Source organism: Bradyrhizobium sp. LeoA1Lang (assembly GCF_055413685.1).
Window position 1 is genome coordinate 39,099 of record NZ_JBVAPG010000023.1, and the last position, 16,560, is coordinate 55,658.

Annotated in this window: 15 protein-coding genes; 10 read left to right on the plus strand and 5 right to left on the minus strand. The window is 61.6% G+C overall.

The annotated features are described in order from the left end of the window. Positions 1-147: 147 nt before the first annotated feature. Positions 148-468, minus strand: a complete 321-nt coding sequence (locus ACZYOF_RS10995) for a helix-turn-helix domain-containing protein (protein ID WP_463715761.1) — start codon at positions 466-468, stop codon at positions 148-150. Positions 469-680: 212 nt separating this feature from the next. On the opposite strand from ACZYOF_RS10995, the gene ACZYOF_RS11000 reads away from it, so the two are divergent. After that, on the plus strand, positions 681-881 hold the full coding sequence (locus ACZYOF_RS11000; RefSeq protein WP_463715762.1) for a hypothetical protein: 201 nt from the start codon (positions 681-683) through the stop codon (positions 879-881). A gap of 102 nt (positions 882-983) precedes the next feature. Here the strand turns inward: ACZYOF_RS11000 and ACZYOF_RS11005 are convergent, their stop codons facing one another. Both ACZYOF_RS11005 and ACZYOF_RS11010 read right to left on the minus strand, forming a co-directional pair. Next, a complete protein-coding gene (locus ACZYOF_RS11005; RefSeq protein WP_394565745.1) occupies positions 984-1,589 on the minus strand; it encodes a helix-turn-helix domain-containing protein in 606 nt (201 codons plus the stop codon). 124 nt (positions 1,590-1,713) lie between these two features. Further along, complete coding sequence (locus ACZYOF_RS11010; RefSeq protein ID WP_463715763.1) at positions 1,714-2,937, minus strand: ABC transporter substrate-binding protein; 1,224 nt, start codon at positions 2,935-2,937, stop codon at positions 1,714-1,716. A 213-nt stretch (positions 2,938-3,150) separates the two neighbouring features. Here ACZYOF_RS11010 and ACZYOF_RS11015 point away from each other — a divergent pair, with 213 nt between their 5' ends. The 3 genes from ACZYOF_RS11015 to ACZYOF_RS11025 all read left to right on the plus strand — a co-directional run bounded on the left by ACZYOF_RS11015 (position 3,151) and on the right by ACZYOF_RS11025 (position 6,587). Beyond that, a complete protein-coding gene (locus ACZYOF_RS11015) occupies positions 3,151-4,251 on the plus strand; it encodes an Ldh family oxidoreductase (RefSeq protein ID WP_463715764.1) in 1,101 nt (366 codons plus the stop codon). A gap of 8 nt (positions 4,252-4,259) precedes the next feature. Continuing rightward, positions 4,260-4,916, plus strand: a complete 657-nt coding sequence (locus tag ACZYOF_RS11020; protein WP_130579929.1) for a pyridoxamine 5'-phosphate oxidase family protein — start codon at positions 4,260-4,262, stop codon at positions 4,914-4,916. Positions 4,917-5,462: 546 nt separating this feature from the next. After that, complete coding sequence (locus tag ACZYOF_RS11025; protein WP_463715765.1) at positions 5,463-6,587, plus strand: alpha/beta hydrolase family protein; 1,125 nt, start codon at positions 5,463-5,465, stop codon at positions 6,585-6,587. Positions 6,588-6,691: 104 nt separating this feature from the next. Here ACZYOF_RS11025 and ACZYOF_RS11030 read toward each other — a convergent pair whose 3' ends face one another. Continuing rightward, positions 6,692-7,174, minus strand: a complete 483-nt coding sequence (locus tag ACZYOF_RS11030; protein ID WP_130579931.1) for a MarR family winged helix-turn-helix transcriptional regulator — start codon at positions 7,172-7,174, stop codon at positions 6,692-6,694. A gap of 368 nt (positions 7,175-7,542) precedes the next feature. Between ACZYOF_RS11030 and ACZYOF_RS11035 the strand changes: the two genes are divergently transcribed. Further along, positions 7,543-9,123, plus strand: a complete 1,581-nt coding sequence (locus tag ACZYOF_RS11035) for a porin (RefSeq protein WP_463715766.1) — start codon at positions 7,543-7,545, stop codon at positions 9,121-9,123. Between the two features lie 579 nt (positions 9,124-9,702). Here ACZYOF_RS11035 and ACZYOF_RS11040 read toward each other — a convergent pair. Beyond that, positions 9,703-10,146 carry a hypothetical protein gene (locus ACZYOF_RS11040; RefSeq protein WP_463715767.1) on the minus strand — a complete coding sequence of 148 codons (444 nt, stop codon included), beginning with the start codon at positions 10,144-10,146 and terminating at the stop codon, positions 9,703-9,705. A gap of 362 nt (positions 10,147-10,508) precedes the next feature. Between ACZYOF_RS11040 and ACZYOF_RS11045 the strand changes: the two genes are divergently transcribed. From ACZYOF_RS11045 to ACZYOF_RS11065, 5 genes are all read left to right on the plus strand, one after another. Next, the gene (locus ACZYOF_RS11045) at positions 10,509-11,396 is read left to right on the plus strand and encodes an IclR family transcriptional regulator (protein WP_463715768.1); all 888 of its coding nucleotides are present in this window, start codon (positions 10,509-10,511) and stop codon (positions 11,394-11,396) included. A gap of 39 nt (positions 11,397-11,435) precedes the next feature. Further along, positions 11,436-12,632 carry a CaiB/BaiF CoA transferase family protein gene (locus ACZYOF_RS11050; protein ID WP_463715769.1) on the plus strand — a complete coding sequence of 399 codons (1,197 nt, stop codon included), beginning with the start codon at positions 11,436-11,438 and terminating at the stop codon, positions 12,630-12,632. Between the two features lie 79 nt (positions 12,633-12,711). Continuing rightward, entirely contained in the window at positions 12,712-13,689 is a 978-nt protein-coding gene (locus ACZYOF_RS11055) for a Bug family tripartite tricarboxylate transporter substrate binding protein (RefSeq protein ID WP_463715770.1), read from the plus strand. Between the two features lie 461 nt (positions 13,690-14,150). After that, positions 14,151-14,618, plus strand: coding sequence for a copper chaperone PCu(A)C (locus ACZYOF_RS11060; protein WP_463715771.1), 468 nt, complete (start codon positions 14,151-14,153; stop codon positions 14,616-14,618). A 109-nt stretch (positions 14,619-14,727) separates the two neighbouring features. Continuing rightward, positions 14,728-16,518: a PQQ-dependent dehydrogenase, methanol/ethanol family gene (locus ACZYOF_RS11065; protein WP_282531888.1), complete on the plus strand. Its 1,791-nt coding sequence runs from the start codon at positions 14,728-14,730 to the stop codon at positions 16,516-16,518. Positions 16,519-16,560 lie beyond the last annotated feature (42 nt).

Sequence of the window (16,560 nt, forward strand, 5' to 3'; positions counted from 1 at the left end):
GGGGACGATCGCGGTCGATAATCCAACCTATTGGCCGGTAATTGTTTTTTGTGCTTAACGGCGGCTTAAGGAAGGGTGAAGGAAGGCTTAATTTGCGCTTGGGTGCGCAAGCTTTGCGGAAGCCATTCCTAACCGGGCAAGACTTGCTTAACCAAGCCGGCGCCGGACGTCCTCGCGCATCTGTTCGCGGAATTGAGCCTTGCGCGCCGGCCGTTCCTTCTCCGGGACGTCATAGCGGTCGAACACGTTGAACTTCTCGAGGATCGGATAGTGCTCGCTGGCCATCGCCAGCACGCGTAGGAGATCGGCGACTTGCGCGCTCGGTCCCGTCACCTCCCAGCGGCGGACGGTGTTGGCGCCCTCGGGCTCCTTCAGTCCGCACAGCCCCGCCATGTCGGCCGCCGTGAGCGGCCGGCCAATAGCTTCGCCGAGATGCTCGCGGAGCTTTTTCAGCTCTGGGCCGGTCATCGATACCTCGTTCGGACCGGAACATGATCCGGAAAAGTAGGCGCCAGCTTTCGAAGCGTCTGCGGGAATATCATGCTCACACAAAAGATAGAGCGGAATGACGGTTCATCACGCTTTAGTAGCGCTCCATTCGGATGGTTTGTGAACTAGATCACACGGCCCATCGCGGAAGCAAGTTATACCGCTCGCCGATTCCTGATGAGGAGGAGATCATGCGCAGCTTGATTGAAAGCCTCACACCCGACGCTTGCCGAATCGACTGGAAATTGATCGGCGCCATGTTCGCGTTTTATATGGCAGTGGTGGTGATCGCAGCCGGTCTGCTGATGACCCATCGATCTACGAAAGGCTCGGCTTACGAGCTGTCGCTGGCTGCGGTCGCTTGCGTGTCCTGTGCGCTTGCGGCCGATTGATCGAACTGGATCATGATCCGATCAGACGGAATCGGGTCATGGTCTCCGCGCAGACGCTTTGCGTTCGCCGCGAGGGAGAAGTTTCCACTTTCGGATCATGCTCTAGGTTTCCGAATGATGCTCGATCACGTCCGGCGGCGTGACGACCATCAATAATCGCGCTGGTCCAAGCCCGGCATTGCGGCCCATATGCGGTCGGTCGCCGAACAGATGGACGCAATCGCCCTGGTCGAGCACGAAGCGTTCCTCGCCGATCTGAAATTCGATCCTGCCCTCGAGCACGTAGAGGATTTCCTCGCCCTCATGGGAAAGCAGCTTGATGTCGAGGTCCGAGGTGACCGGAAAATCGAGCACGAAGGCGCTCAGCTTGGGGTCTCCGAGGTCGCCCGAGAGCCAGTGATAGTCATAGCCGTTGGCGGAGTGCGGCGGAGAAGTCTCGCGCTGGCGGCGGCGCGAGATCGTGTAATATTTGGGCGCCTGGACGTCGCCGGAATCCTCGAACAGGTCACGCAGCGGAATGTTCAGCCGGGTCGCGATCAGGATCACATTGGCGATCGACATCGCCGCCTCGCCGCGCTCCACCCGCGAGAGATAGGCCGCCGAGAGGCCGGTATCGTTGCCGAGCGCCTGCAGCGTGAGCTTCCGATCCGTGCGCGCTTTACGGATTCGCACTCCAAGTTGCCGGGCGATCAGCCGCGCCTGATCCATGGCCCCTCCCGAAAGCTATCGTGATGGCTTACCGGGACTTGCTCTAGAGGTGATTTGCATCGGACGCAAGATCAGCGGTAAAAACGGCGCAAACTCCGGCTTGCGCCGTACCACAATGTGCAAGTCACTTCTTGATCAGCGGGCATGCGCTCGCTTCCAAGGGCGGAAACACCTTGTCGGCCGGCAAGGTGGCCAGGATCTTGTAATAGTCCCATGGCTCCTTGGATTCCTGGGGCTGCTTTACCTGCATCAGGTACATGTCGTGCATCAGCAGCCCGTCCTCGCGGACCCGGCCATTGTGGGTGAAGATGTCATCCACCGGCAGCTCCTTCATCTTCGCCATCACCGCAATTGCTTCATCGGTACCGGCCGCTTCGATCGCGTGAAGATAATGGCGCACCGCCGAATAGACGCCGGCTTGCGTCATCGTCGGCATGGCCTTGTGCAGCTTGAAGAACTTTTCCGACCAGGCGCGGGTTTCCGGATTGCGGTCCCAGTAGAAGGCCGAGACGAAGCGCAGGCCCTGGGTGCTGGCGAGGCCCATCGCATGGATGTCGGTGATAAAGACGATCGGCGCCACGAAGGTCTTGCTCTTGTTGATGCCGAATTCCGCCGCCTGCTTGATTGCGTTGGCCATGTCGGCGCCGGCGCTCGCCAGCGCCACCACCTTGGCCTTCGAGGATTGCGCCTGCAGCAGATATGAGCTGAGGTCGGCGGTGTTGAGCGGGTGGCGCACCTCGCCTTCGACAGTGCCGCTGCCTTCGGTCACCGCCTTGCGGATATCGTTGGCGAAGGCGTGGCCGAATGCGTAATCGACCGTCAGGAGAAACCAGCTCTTGTCGCCGGCATCGGTCATCGTCCTGGCGAGACTGTAGCCGTTGGAATAGCTGGTGTAGACCCATTGCGCCGAGGTGGCGGTGCAGGCCTTGCCGGTGAAATCGGAAGAGGCCGCCATGATGATGGCGATCTTGCTCTTGTCCTTCGCCAGGGCCTGCACGGCAAAGCCGACCGACGAGTTCGAGAAGTCGGCGACCATGTCGACGCCATCCCGGTCGAACCATTCGCGCGCCTTTGCTGCGCCGATGTCGGCCTTGTTTTGGTGATCGGCGGAGACGAGCTCGATTTTCTTGCCGAGGATAGTGCCGCCGAATTCCTCGATCGCCATTTTCGCCGCAACCACCGAGCCCGGACCGGCCAGATCCGCATAGAGCCCGGACTGGTCGTTCATGATGCCGATCTTGACGAAGTCGTCCGAGACGACCGGGTCGGCGGCCCGGCCCTGCTGCATGGCCAGGACCAGGCCGATCGGCACGACTGCAAGCCTGAGGAATTTCGTCAGTGACGGCATCTTGCTTCTCCTTTGGATTCGCTGGGCGGGGAACGGCGTTTGCACGATCTCGCCGCACAATTTTTGCATATCATGCACTTCAGTGTAGGATTAAATTATCGGCATTTGCCGATTACGAAATAGTCTGGACGTAATTTGCATAATATGCAAAATTCTCAACGCAGCTAGGCCGGCCCCTCGCGCCGAAAAAGCTGAGAGAAACAGGAGTAGGGGATGTCGGACGCCGTCCTGATGTCGTTGGCTGACGTGCACAGGTCAGCCAAGGCCGCGCTGCTTGCGCAAGGATTTAGTGCATCACATGCAAATGCGATTGCGAACACCGTGACCATGGCCGAGCGGGACGAATGCCGCCATCACGGCTTGTTCCGGCTGCCCTTCTATATGAACGGGCTGCACTCAGGTCAGGCGTCGCCGGACGCCGAGCCTGAACTGTCGGTACTTGCGCCTGCTGTGATCAAGGTCGATGCGAAATACGGTTTCTCGCCGCTGGCACTGGAGCGCGGCGCGGAGCCGCTCGCCGCGCTCGCCAAGAAGATAGGGATCGCGGCGATGGCGGTGAACAACGCGCTCAACGTCGCCGCGCTTTGGCCGGAGGTCGAGCGGCTGGCGGAGCACGGCCTGGTCGGCTTCGCCTTTGTCGCCGCCAGTCCCTATGTCGCGCCGGCCGGCGGCACAAAGCCGCTGTTCGGCACCAACCCCATGGCATTCGCCTGGCCGCGAAACGGCGAGCCTCCGGTCGTGTTTGATCAGGCGTCGAGCGCCAGCGCCCGCGGCGAGATTCAGCTTCGGCTTCGCGACGGCAAGACATTGCCCGACGGCTGGGCCATTGGACCGGACGGCACGCCGACCAGCGATCCGGCCCAGGCGCTGGCCGGCGCGCAGCTTCCGTTCGGCGGCTTCAAGGGTTCCAACATCGCGATGATGGTGGAATTGCTGGCGGGCCCGCTGCTCGGAGATGTCCTCAGCTTCGAAGCCGGCGAGCGCGACAAGGCAAATACGGGCGCTCCGTGCGGCGGAGAACTCGTGATCGCGATCGATCCGGTCCGCTGCATGGCGAACGGGGATCGCGCCAAACAGCTCGAACATGCCGAACTGCTGTTCGGCAGGATGCTGGCACAGGACGGCGTCCGGCTGCCTTCGGATCGCCGCTACGAGGCCCGCAAGCGCACCGAAGTCGAAGGGGTGCTGGTGCCGAAATCGCTCCGCGACTCGATCGAGCTTTACATCGCAGGCAAGCAAGCAGCCGAGCGGAATGCCTATGAGGGCGATCACCTGACGCATCGCAAGGATGCCGGTCGGGCCGTCGCGAGGTGAGGGCAGCCATGACAGGCTCGACATTATCGCCGACCGAGCGTACCCGCGTCCGGCTTCATCCGGAGCGCGCCGTCTATGATCGCGAGGTGATGTATCGCATCCTCGACGAGGCGCTGGTTTGTCACGTCGGTGTCGTGGTCGATGGCGCGCCGCGCGTGCTTCCGACCGCGATCGTCAGGATCGGCGACTTCGCCTACATCCATGGCAGTCCCGCCAATCAGTCGCTCGCGGCGCTGGCCGCCGGCGCTCCCGCCTGCATCACGGTCACCCTGATCGATTCGATCGTTGCGGGACGATCGGGATTTGGAATGAGCATGGACTACCGCTCCGTCATGATTTTCGCGGCGGCTGAGAAGATCGTCGATCCCGGCGAGAAGGAGCGCCTTGTCGCAGCGTTCATCGAGGATATCTGCCCAGGCCACCAGGTGCGCGCGCCGAAACCGAAGGAAATCGCCGCCACGCTCTTCGTGCGGTTTCCGCTAACCGAAGCCTCGGTCAAGATCAGGAATCAGGGCGTGGTGGATCCCGAAGAGGATTATCGGCTCGACACCTGGTCGGGCGTGATTCCGCTCCAACTTACCGCCGGCGAGCCGCGCAATTGTTCGGCCTTGAAACCCGGTATCGCCGTACCCGACTACGCGAAGAACTATCGCCGCGGCCGGTGAAGCTGTGATCTGAGCTGTATATCGTTTCGTGCGCCGATGACGATCGGCGCACTGATGTTGGTCGGGTCGCTGCGAGTGAAAGTGATGTGCACATCAAGGCCGCGCGCGGCTGCGCGGTCTGATTTGTCTGCTGATCGACTCTCAAAGTTGCTACGGCGACAGACGCCGCGATAGCCGAACTTGGCGTCATACTCGCGGGGCCATTCTCGCCGGATCGCTGGCGCTGGCTGTCTCTCTGCCCGCTATGATGCAGATCGCAACTTCTCTTAGTGATGAACGGGTGAGCACAATCGACTCGCGATCGTCGCAAAATGCCGCAACCCCGCCATTTGCTTTGACAGCAATGTGATTTGCGCCGAAAGAAGGGCCTCATTCTCGATGGGCGAAGTTGGGGAAGAACCGCGCGCATGAACCTTTTGTGATGCGCTTGTTGGGCTGTTGATGTTGGCTGAGACTTTTTGGGGGACGCGCTAATTGTTGCCGGTAGTCGATTATGGAGATCGCAGTCCTCGCGATCATCTCTCCCGCGTGGGGGCGGTTCCGGCCATGGACTCTGATCTGAGCCCGCAAGGGGGGATCTGGTGGCCTGAACGTGAGGATCTCTCGCTCGAGTTCATGCGCTTGCTGGCTTCCGTCCAGGAAGGCGGCGCGACTTTTTCGGAATGCTGGCTCACCGCCAGCCGCATCGATTTCGCTGGCGACGATGGCGACGATTCTTGGCACCGGGAATGGATTGGCGCCGCGGAAGTCAATCGCGAGCGGGCTTCATCCGCGGCCGCACAGGGCCATCTGGCGACGGCGAGGAGCAATTGGCTGCGCGCCATCAACTATTATCTTACCGCCGCATATCCGTTTGATCTTTCGCCGGACAAGCGGCGGTCAGCGACCGCATCGATGCGCGAATGCGCCGCGAAATATCTCAACTGCCGCGAGCCGGTCGGCGAGGTCGTCTCGATACCCTGGCTGAACGAGTTCACCTTGCAGGGATATTATTTGCCGGCGCGCCGCGGCGGCGATCGTGCGCCGGTGGTCATCTGTATCGGAGAGCCCGGACACCACAAGGAAGAATTCCTGTTCAAGCTTGCGCACCACGCCTCCGAGCGCGGGATGGCGCTGCTTGCGGTGGACGTCCTGGGCGACGGCACCGGCCAGTCGTTCGAGGAGGTATCGCTGCGCCACAAGCCGCAGCGGGCCATCGCACCGATCATGGATTACCTTGTCGGCCGCGACGATGTCGATGAGCGGCGGATCGCGATCCTCGCCGATGGCTGGAGTTCGTCCTTTGTCGCGCGCGGCATCGCCTTCGACCATCGCTTTGCTGCGGCCGTTTGCGACGGCGGCATCTGGGATCTGCATATAGGGTCATTCCTGAATCCGCAGGACAGGCCATTCGGCATCGAATCGTGTCCTGAATTGGAAGCCGACCGCATCCTGAGGAGCATCAGGTGTCCGTTGCTGATTGCCGCGAGCGGGCGCGGCGGACTCAGGGCGGACAGGGTTGCAGAACTGACGGATCAGTTGCGGGCGGGGCGGCGCGACCGGGACATCACGCTCGAGATTTTTGAGAGCGCGGAGACTACCGCAGGCCAGGGGCTCTTCGACAATCCAACTCTCGCCAACGAGTGCATTTTGGATTGGATAGCATCCCGCATCGCGGCGCAGCCTTTATAATGGGGCATAGTCCGAATAATGGGGCATAGTCCGAATAATAGGGCATAGTCCGAAGCCGCGCTGTCGCTACCCTCTTTGCGTTTGGGTCGGAAGACTTCGTGTCTCTAGAAGTCCGCCGCCACTTTCAGGCGGGCTTTCTCCAGGCGCTTCTTGAGGGCAGCGAGCTTGTTGGTCAGATCATCCAGCTCGCGCGGGCTGAATTCCGCGAAAATGAACTCGTTCAGGCTTTCCTGCTGCGAGGTCAGGCCCGCGAGCTGCTTGTAGGTCTTGTCCGTCAGCGACATCTTCACGATGCGGGCGTCTTCCTTCGCCGGCTTGCGACGGACTAAACCTTTCTTCTCCAGAAGCTTCGATTGGGTCGTGACGAACGACGGGTCGACATGCAGCATTTTTGACACAGCGTTTACGGGGACGCCGTCGCCCTGATCGAGGTCGGCAAGCGCCACGATCATCATCCATTGCGGTCCGCTGATTCCGAGCTTCTTGGCCCAGAAGTAGCGAATCTCCTCGAGATGAACGCTGATCGCCGCGATCTCCCAGGCGAATCGCCGAATGACATTCTCGCTCTTGGTGGCGGACTCATCCATGGGCACTGTACTCACCCCCTTCAGATTCCATAGCGGATGTCCGGCGGAAACGACAGCGGTAATCCGTTATACGTGTCAATTCGCACGAGAAATTAGCAACAGGTGGTCTTCGGCGGTGCGCGTCTCAGTTGCCGAAAAGACACATCGAGGTGGCAATCAATATATGAGTGAGTAAACTAATTTGATTATCTAAATAGCACATGCATAACTTTCATTCCGACGGAGGGGGGCACCCGACCGTCTCGTCTCAGGTGGTTCTCATCAGTCCACCGGCTTGAGAGATGCGTTGATCCTCAACGTTTTTTTCGAGGGCAGTCTAATCCGCTTTGCACGGGGGTTCGTGCATAGCACTTACTTGGAGGTTAACAATGAAGGTGGCTAAGAGCCTTATTCTCGGCTCAGCGGCGGCTCTGCTCGCGATGGGCGGGGCTCAGGCGGCCGATCTTCCCGTCAAGGCCAAAGCGGTCGAGTACGTGAAGGTCTGTTCGCTCTATGGTGCCGGTTTCTGGTACATCCCGGGCACCGATACCTGCATGAAGATCGGTGGTTATCTGCGTGTCGACACCACGTTCAACGGCGGCATCTACGGTTCGCAGGCTTGGAGCGGTGATGCGGGTCAGCATAACCGTTATCAAGACAACTTCTCCGCCCGCTCCCGTATGGCGCTGACGATCGATACCCGTACCGCGACGGAATATGGCGTCGTCCGCACCTTCGCTCAGGGCGACTTCCAGTTCGATACGCTCGGCAACAACACCTACAGCCCGAACTCGATCAACGGTTCGCTTCCGGTCGCAAGTGCCAACCTGCTGCACACGCCGGGCGGCGGCTATGTCGCGGTCGAGTACGTGTTCATCCAGTTCGCGGGCTTTACCTTCGGTAAGTCGTCGTCCGCGTTTGCGACGCCTTGGAACGGTTATCCGGGCAACAACTCGTCCAACCTGCTCGGCGGTCACGACACCGTCACCGGTGTGAACAACATCCAGTACACCGCGCAGTTCGGCAATGGCGTGTCGGGCACCATCGGCCTCGATGATCCGACCGTGTTCAACCGCACCACGGTTGCCAACCTGACGCTGCCTCTCACCGCGACCGGTGGCGTCGCCAACGCGTATGCGGGCGTCCATGCTCCAGACATCGTCGGTAACATCCGCATCGATCAGGCTTGGGGTCTGTTCCAGATTTCGGCTGCTGCGCATGAAGTCAGCGGCTCCTACAACGTGCTGAACGCCGCTGCGGCTCCCGCAGGTGGCGTCGGTCTGCCGGGTGCGGCCCCGACCGCCGCTTCGGAACTGTCCGGTCACCCCGACACCAAGTGGGGTGGTGCAGTGATGGCTGCGTTGCAGATCAAGAACATCCCGACCGGTCCCGGCGACGACATCAAGTTGGATGCGACCTATGCCGTCGGCGACACCAAGCAGGTGATCTCGACGTCAGGGGCCTCGCCGAGCTTTGCGATGTTCGGCAGCAGCAGCAGGCTCGGTGCCTATCAGAGCGTCGGCTTCGGTGCGACCACCGATGGTGTGTATCTCCCGGTCGCGGCCGGTGGCGATGGTTCGATCCACCTGACCAAGGCTTGGGGTATCCGTGGTGCGTTCAACCACAACTGGGATCCCTACTGGTCGACCAGCTTGTTCGGCAGCTACTCCAGCGTGAGCTACGACAACACGGCAAAGGCGTTCATCTGCGCCAACTACACCGGTACCAAGGCTGTCACTGCGGATTACAGCTGTAACCCGAACTTCAACGTGTCTCAGCTCGGCGTGGTCACCCGTTGGACCCCGGTCAAGAACCTGACGTTCTCGGCCGAAGTCATCTGGCTCCACCTCGACCAGAAGTTCACTGGTGGTGCCGTTCTCGCTGTGCCGGCCCCAAAGCCGGCCACGCTCTACGAGTACAAGGACCAGGATACGGTCAGCTTGCAGGTCCGCGCTCAGCGCAACTTCTGATCCGCTCGATCTGATGCATCTAGAGAATCCCCGGCAGGTAACTGCCGGGGATTTTTCGTTGCGTGAAGAGTGAGTGGCGAATGGCGAGTAGGGATTAGGGAGTAGGAAATGCGAGCGGGCATCGCGCACTCCATCACACTTCTCTATTCGCCATTCCCTATTCGCCACTCGCCATTCGCTGCTTCCCATTCGCCACCTCTGCGGCTTCAGTGAACGGTCAAAAAAATATGATTTACTCAGGTAATTTTCTAAGGTAGTAAGGACTTAAGTCGGCGCAGCATGGCCGGCCCGTTAGGTCTCGCTGAGACAGAACCTCTTAATGCTAAACCTCCGAAACCTCCGGCAATGCCCTGCCGGAGGTTTTTCATTACGGTGATCGCGGCAGGGCTCCGCGCTCCGGCTCCAACTGATTCGGCCTGATTCGGGTATCGGCGCTCCTAGAGCGTTTTCGAGCGAAGTGGACACCGGTTCGCGTGAAGAAAACGCGTCAAAGCAAGAATCGAGAGCTTCGGTTCTGATTCAATCAGAACCGAAAATGCTCTAGACCGAAGCCTCGACGATCGTGGCGCGATCGTCCGATCAATCCCGCCTTTGCATCATCGCAACGCCGGCCTCGCTGCCACAGCGCTCGGGCGGCTTCTCGCCCTTGGCGGCGCAGAAGCGGGAGAAGGAGCGGCCGTTGAGATGCAGCGTGCCCGCATAGCTACTCCCGACCACCAGCCCGTCGAAGACGAAGGGGTAGCCCTCCTGCCGCAGAATCATGCGCGCCCCATCGCGCCTCCAATGTCCGGAAAGCGTGGCCTGGATCGGCCTGCCGCTTGCAGCATCGCGCCCGTCCTCGCGGTAGCTCCCGTCCGGACTCATGCGCCACGTGTAGACGTAGCGCGGAAAAGCGTCGGGAATGATCGCCGTCCAGACGATGTCTTCGGCTTCCGCAGCGGCATCGCGCGAAAGCCCCGGGTCGACCTGCAGGCACCAGAGCAGCGCGCACCAGGCTGCGAGTAGGAAAAACCGGCCGACCATTCATTTGCCCTGTGTTGATTCCCGCGTTGGCTGGAGCGCGACGCTCTCTCCGTCGTCGCTGTTTTGTCGCTGGCGCGCCTTGCACCGGCGTCGTCCCGTCGAATGACGGGGAAGGCATCTGACTCAAATGTCAAACAGCTTTCCGCTGTCATCGTCCGGCTTGACCGGGCGATCCAGCATTCAAGAAGCGTCGACGCGCAAGCCGAGAATCACATCACGCCCCGCAAGCTGAATTCTCCTGTCGGCGCCCCGTGTAAGACGGTAGAATCAATGCCTTATCGGCCATCGTCAGAATAGTGGACGTAATTAATAAATACGGAGAATATATGGACAAAAATCCTGATCTGGTCTAGCAGAGCCACATGGCCCTTTCCGCGACCCGCAAACCGACCTTCATTCCATCTCCCTCCGCGGAGGCGGTGCTGGCTGAAAGCGCGGGCGATGCCGCTTTCGCCACGACGCTGGCCAAGGGGCTGGTGGTGCTCGAGGCCTTCGATGCCCAGGCGACCATGCTCGGCAACATGGAGCTTTCGGCGCGCACGGGAATCCCGCGGCCGACGGTTGCGAGACTGACGCATACGCTCGCCGAGCTCGGCTATCTCCGTTACGACCAGGATCTCGCGAAATACTGTCTCGGCGCGCGGGCGTTGCGCATGGCCCATCCGCTGCTTGCGGGCATGCAGTTTCGCCAGGTGGCGCGGCCGTTGATGCAGGAACTGGCGGAGAGCGTGCGCGGCACCGTCTCGATCGGCCTGCTCGACGGAACGGCGATGGTCTATGTCGAGTCCGCGAGATCGGGCGATGTCGGACCGCATGTCCCAGACATCGGCATGCCCATTCCCGTCGTCAGCACGGCGATGGGACGCGCTGCGGCCGCGACACTGCCTGCCGCTGATTCCGCATTGCTGGAGCGGCAGATCAAAACCGATAACGCCGAAGCGTGGTCCACGCATCGCGACAAGTACCGCGCCGGAATTCAGCAGTGCGCGGATCGCGGCTTCTGCACCTGCTACGGCGAATACATGCCGTCGATCCACGCGGTCGCCGCGCCGCTGTTTCACGCGCGGCACTTGAAGCAGTCGTTTGCCATCAATTGTGGAATCCCTGCGTTCCGCCTGCAGCCCGGGCAGCTCGAATCCGAGATCGGCCCGCGCATCAGGGCTCTTGCCGTCAGCATCCGCTCGCTCGTCAACGAGGCAGAGCCGATCATCGAGCCGCGCGAACAGCCCAAGAAGAAGGTCACGAAATGATCTGCAAAATTGTTGCCGAAACGAGCGGCGGAGCATGAGATGGCCGGACCGCTCGCGGGATTGAAGGTTCTCGACATCGCCACCATCATCGCCGCGCCGCTGGCCGCTACCCTGCTGGCCGACTATGGCGCCGAGGTCCTCAAGATCGAGATGCCGGGGCAGGGCGATGGGCTCAGGTCGTTCCCGCCGTTGAAGGACGGCAAGCCCCTGTGGTGGAAGGCGGCAAACCGCAACAAGAAATTCGCGACGCTGGATCTTCGCACCCCCGAAGGCCTTGCGCTGTTCAAGCAGATGCTGCCGCGCTTCGACGTGCTGATCGAGAATTTTCGTCCGGGCACGCTCGATTGCTGGGGTCTCTCGAACGAAGTCCTGTGGTCGATCCAGCCTCGCCTCGTTATTCTGCGTGCGACGGCTTTCGGACAGGACGGGCCCTATAGCGATAGACCCGGCTTCGCCCGCATTTTCGAGGCGATGAGCGGGCTGACCTACATCACGGGCGAGGCCGACGGCGAGCCTACGCATCCCGGCTACCCGATCGGGGACTCCATCGGCGGCCTGTTCGGCGCCGTCGGCGTGCTCGCGGCGCTGTGGAAGCGGGCGCGGGATCCCGATGCTCCCGGCGAAGAGATCGATCTCGCATTGACCGAGGCGGTGTTCCGGTTGCTCGATGTCCTTCCCATCGAGTTCGACCAGCTTGGTTCCGTGCGCAGCCGGATCGGCAATGCCAACGGCTATTCCGCGCCGGCGGCGGTGTTTCGCACCAAGGACGATCGCTGGGTCACGCTCGCAGGTTCGACCAATGGGCTCTATGCGGCGAACTGCCGGGCGATCGGACGGCCCGACCTGATCGAGGACCCGCGCTTCTCCGGCAACGAGCGGCGCGTGAAGCATGCGGGCGAGCTCAACGAGATCTTCGCGGCGTGGTGTGCCGAACACACGCTCGAGGAGGTGCTCGCAAAATTCACGGCCGCGCAGGGCACGATCGCGCCAATCTATTCGATCGATCAGATCGCGGCAGACCCGCAAGCCAAGGCGCGCGAGATGATCGCCCGCGTTCCTGATCGCGACTTCGGCTCGGTGGCGATGGCGAATGTCGTCCCGCGCTTTGCCGCCGATCCCGCGCAATTGCGCCATTCCGCCGGCGACGTCGGGCAGGACAATCGCGAGGTCTATCGGGACTGGCTCGGCCTTTCGGAGCAGCAGATCGAACGGCTCACCCAGAAGAAAGTGATCTGAGGTCGGCCATGCACCGGCGCGGTTCCGCGGAGACAACAAGAACACGCTGCGGACGTGCAACAACGAAAGGGAGGCATTCATGAAAGTCACACGCCGAACTCTGCTGGGCAGCGTCGCGGCCTGCTTCGCTGCGGTCTGCGGTTCCCGGGGGTTCGCACAGGGGGCCTGGCCTTCGCGTCTTGTGCGGTTTGTATCGCCGTATGGGGCAGGCGGCGCCAACGACATCTCGCTGCGCATCCTGACCGAGCAGCTCGAGCGTCAGCTCGGCCAGCAATGCATCGTCGAGAACAGGCCGGGCGCGGGCACGCGCCTCGCCAACGAAGCGGTCGCGCGCGCCACGCCGGATGGCTACACCTTCCTTTACGCCGCGGCGCCCTATGCGACGGCCGAGGCGCTGTTCGGAAAACTGGGCTATGACCGCAAGGACCTGCAGCCGGTGGCGATGGCGGTCATCGCGCCGCTGTTCCTGATCATCAGTGCGGAGGCGCCCTTCAAGAACCTGCAGGAGCTGATCGCCTACGGCAAGCAGCAGCCCAACGGGCTTACCTTCGCCTCTCCAGGCGCCGGCTCCCAACCCCATCTGGCGGCCGAGCTGTTGTTCAGGGATGCGGGCGTCAAGGGCCTCAACGTTCCCTTCCGCGGCGATGCGATGTCTTACACGGAATTGCTGGCAGGCCGCGTCGATGCCACGCTGACCGCGATCAGCACGGCGTTGCCTTATATCCAAAGCGGCAAGTTCCGCGTGCTGGGTGTGGCGTCAGTCGAGCGCAGCCAGATCTATCCGGACGCGCCCACCTTGCGTGAGCAAGGTCTGCCCAATGTGATCGCTGCCGGCTGGTACGGCTTCATGGCGCCGGCTGCCACGCCGCGCTCCGTCGTCGATCGGCTGCAGGACAAGATCGTCCGCATCCTTGCCGATCCCGACGTGAAGCAAAAGCTGTTCGCCCAGGGGCTGGAAGTCCGCGGCAGCACGGCCGCGGAGTTCGGCGCGTTCATCGACGCGGAGACGAGCAAGTGGGGCCAGTTGATCCGCGACGCCGGTCTCAAAGGAGAATGAGGATCACAACGCTGTTGCCGGCCACGGCTGTTGCGGTGCAACGAAGTCTTCGAGTGATTTGAGCAAAGTTTGATCGACGCGTATCGGGGTCGCTTCGAGGCCATCATGGCCCGCTTGGAATCCAATGTACCAGCGCGCTTGCACTGCGCTGGTTGAGCACTCACGAACACTTGGCTCTCGCGCGGGCGTGACCACGCCTTGTCTCTGTGCGCATCGTTGGAATGAAATGCGTGAAGCGCATCATTCATTGGAATCCTTTTCCAGACATCGGTCCTCTCGTCGCCATATTTTGGGATGATTTGTTTTTGCAACGAGCGTAACGTCGCTCGCTAAGAAAAAAGAATGATCTTGGGAGGAATGCGCCGATGAGTCGGACGAAGCATTTCGTTTGGGCATCCGTCACCTGTCGCTCGCTGCCGACAGGGCACTCGCAGGATCACGCTTCCGCCAGGACGTAGCCGATGATCGCCATAGCGACATCGCTGTCCCGCAGATCGGGAATCCTTGCGATTGGATTGGTTACGGTCGGAACCTGGCTGACGCTCGGGGCCGCCGCGGCGGATGTTCCGCTGCAGGTGACCAACGCCCGCGTGCCTGCATCCAACGAGATCGGCATCAATCTCCCGCTACTGATGACGATCAGGAACGATGCGACCGAGCCCGACGCGATATTGCGCGTCCGCTGTCCGTTCGCGAACTTCTCCGAAAAGCACACCGTCGATCGCGGGGAAGGCGCGCCGGCCATGCGCGAGATCAAGTCGATTCCGATTCCGGAAAACAAGACGACCGAGCTCAAGCGCGACGGATATCACGTGATGCTGCTGCAGACGCGGCAGAAGCTTGTCGACGGCGAGAAGTTCACATGCGCCGTCGTCTTCCAGAAAGCCGGAACCAAGGAAACGGAGGTGGAGGTTTCACGAACGCCGTGATCGCGACAACGGGCAAGGTGAGCCCGCTGAATGAGGCTTCTCGACTGAGCGGTTCGGATATGCCGAGCGCTCGATCCAACATGAACTTGCCATAGGAGGGCATTTGCTCATGGAGCGATTTTCAGGTCACGCAAGAAGAATCACCAGGCGAGCGGGTCTGCTCGCCGCAGCAGTCGCCGCCGGAGGCATGATGGCGGCATTGCCGGCTTTCGCCGCTGACGAGGTCAACCAGGAACGGTTGCTCAACGTCGACAAGGAACCGGGCAACTGGCTTCATCATCACCAGAACTACTCCGCTCACCGGTTCTCCTCCCTCAAGGAGATCAACCGCGATACCGTGAAGAACCTGAAGGTCGCCTGGACCATGCATCTCGGCGGCATCGAGCCCGGCGGCATCTGGAGCCATGGCGGCCTCGAAGGCACGCCGATCGCCGAAAACGGCTTCCTCTACGTCACTGACGGATGGGGCTCGGTCTACAAGATCGACGCGCATGGCGGCCGCGGCCAGTTGGTCTGGAAGATGGATCCCAAGACCGACCGTGACTGGGCCGGTGCCGTCGCCTGCTGCGGCGTCGACAACCGCGGCGTTGCCTTGTGGGGCAATCTCGTCGTTTCCCACACGCTGGACGGCCGGCTGATCGCGACCAACAAGGAGACCGGTCAGGTCGCCTGGCAACGCACCGTCGCCGATCCTGATAAGGGCGAAGTCATCACCGGCGCGCCGCTGATCGTCAAGAACATGGCGATAACAGGCGTGGCCGGCGCGGAATACGGCATCCGCGGCTGGATCGCCGCGACCGATCTCAACACCCAAAAGGAACTCTGGCGCACGCATACGATTCCGGGCAAGGGCGAGCCAGGCAGCGACACCTGGAAGGACAGCAACAACGCGGCTGCCGCCGGCGGCGGTTCGACCTGGGTGACCGGCAGCTACGATCCGTCGACCGACACCATCATTTGGGGCGTCGGCAATCCGGGACCGGACTGGGACAACGAGTATCGGCCCGGCGACAACCTCTACACCGACAGCTCGCTGGCCCTCGATGCCAACACCGGCAAGATCAAGTGGCACTATCAGCACACGCCGAACGACCCTTACGACTATGACAGCGTGGCGGAGAACGTGCTGGTCGATATTCCCGGACCCACCGGACCGCGCAAGCTCGCGCTCGAAGCCGACCGCAACGGCTTCGCCTATGCGATCGACCGCACCACCGGCAAGTTCATTTGGGGCCTTCCGTTCGTCAAGAAGGTCACATGGACCAAGGGGCTCGATGCGGAGACCGGCAAGCCGATCGAGTACGACCCGAACAAGGCGGTGCAGACTTACGTCGCCTCGGTGACGCCGAGCCGCACCAACATGGAAACCGACATCTGCCCCGGCAACATGGGCGGCAAGAACTGGCCGCCGACCGCCTACAATCCGGACCTGAAGCTCTGGTACATCCCGGTGATCGAGAGCTGCAACCGGATCAAGGTCGAGGTCGCTACGCCCGACAAGCTGAAGCCGCGTGAGTTCTGGACCGGCGGTGGTCCGAGCCAGCCGTTCAAGATCACGGGCAGCGTCACCGCGATCGACGTCACCACCGGGAAGATCGCCGGCAAGATGGAAACGCCGTTCCCCAATCTGGGCGGCATTCTTGCAACTCCTGATCTCGTCTTCAGCGGCCAGCCGTCCGGCGAAGTGATGGCGCTTGATGCCAAGTCGCTGCAGAAGCTCTGGGAGTTCAACACCGGAGGCGGCGTCAACGCACCGCCGATGACCTTCACGGTCGATGGCAAGCAATATCTCGCCATCCTCGTCGGTCTCGGCGGCGCCTGGGACAAATGGTTCATCGATTCAACGCCCGAGCTGAAGAAGATCCAGCCGGGATCGATGCTCTACGTGTTCGCGCTCTGAGTTTCCAACCATGGAGGGCCCGCAATGTCGGGCCCTCCCGCT

Bases quoted from the DNA above. Each gene is read 5' to 3' on its own strand.
- ACZYOF_RS10995 (WP_463715761.1), bottom strand. From the start codon at position 468: ATGACCGGCCCAGAGCTGAAAAAGCTCCGCGAGCATCTCGGCGAAGCT.
- ACZYOF_RS11000 (WP_463715762.1), top strand. From the start codon at position 681: ATGCGCAGCTTGATTGAAAGCCTCACACCCGACGCTTGCCGAATCGAC.
- ACZYOF_RS11005 (WP_394565745.1), bottom strand. From the start codon at position 1,589: ATGGATCAGGCGCGGCTGATCGCCCGGCAACTTGGAGTGCGAATCCGT.
- ACZYOF_RS11010 (WP_463715763.1), bottom strand. From the start codon at position 2,937: ATGCCGTCACTGACGAAATTCCTCAGGCTTGCAGTCGTGCCGATCGGC.
- ACZYOF_RS11015 (WP_463715764.1), top strand. From the start codon at position 3,151: ATGTCGGACGCCGTCCTGATGTCGTTGGCTGACGTGCACAGGTCAGCC.
- ACZYOF_RS11020 (WP_130579929.1), top strand. From the start codon at position 4,260: ATGACAGGCTCGACATTATCGCCGACCGAGCGTACCCGCGTCCGGCTT.
- ACZYOF_RS11025 (WP_463715765.1), top strand. From the start codon at position 5,463: ATGGACTCTGATCTGAGCCCGCAAGGGGGGATCTGGTGGCCTGAACGT.
- ACZYOF_RS11030 (WP_130579931.1), bottom strand. From the start codon at position 7,174: ATGGATGAGTCCGCCACCAAGAGCGAGAATGTCATTCGGCGATTCGCC.
- ACZYOF_RS11035 (WP_463715766.1), top strand. From the start codon at position 7,543: ATGAAGGTGGCTAAGAGCCTTATTCTCGGCTCAGCGGCGGCTCTGCTC.
- ACZYOF_RS11040 (WP_463715767.1), bottom strand. From the start codon at position 10,146: ATGGTCGGCCGGTTTTTCCTACTCGCAGCCTGGTGCGCGCTGCTCTGG.
- ACZYOF_RS11045 (WP_463715768.1), top strand. From the start codon at position 10,509: ATGGCCCTTTCCGCGACCCGCAAACCGACCTTCATTCCATCTCCCTCC.
- ACZYOF_RS11050 (WP_463715769.1), top strand. From the start codon at position 11,436: ATGGCCGGACCGCTCGCGGGATTGAAGGTTCTCGACATCGCCACCATC.
- ACZYOF_RS11055 (WP_463715770.1), top strand. From the start codon at position 12,712: ATGAAAGTCACACGCCGAACTCTGCTGGGCAGCGTCGCGGCCTGCTTC.
- ACZYOF_RS11060 (WP_463715771.1), top strand. From the start codon at position 14,151: ATGATCGCCATAGCGACATCGCTGTCCCGCAGATCGGGAATCCTTGCG.
- ACZYOF_RS11065 (WP_282531888.1), top strand. From the start codon at position 14,728: ATGGAGCGATTTTCAGGTCACGCAAGAAGAATCACCAGGCGAGCGGGT.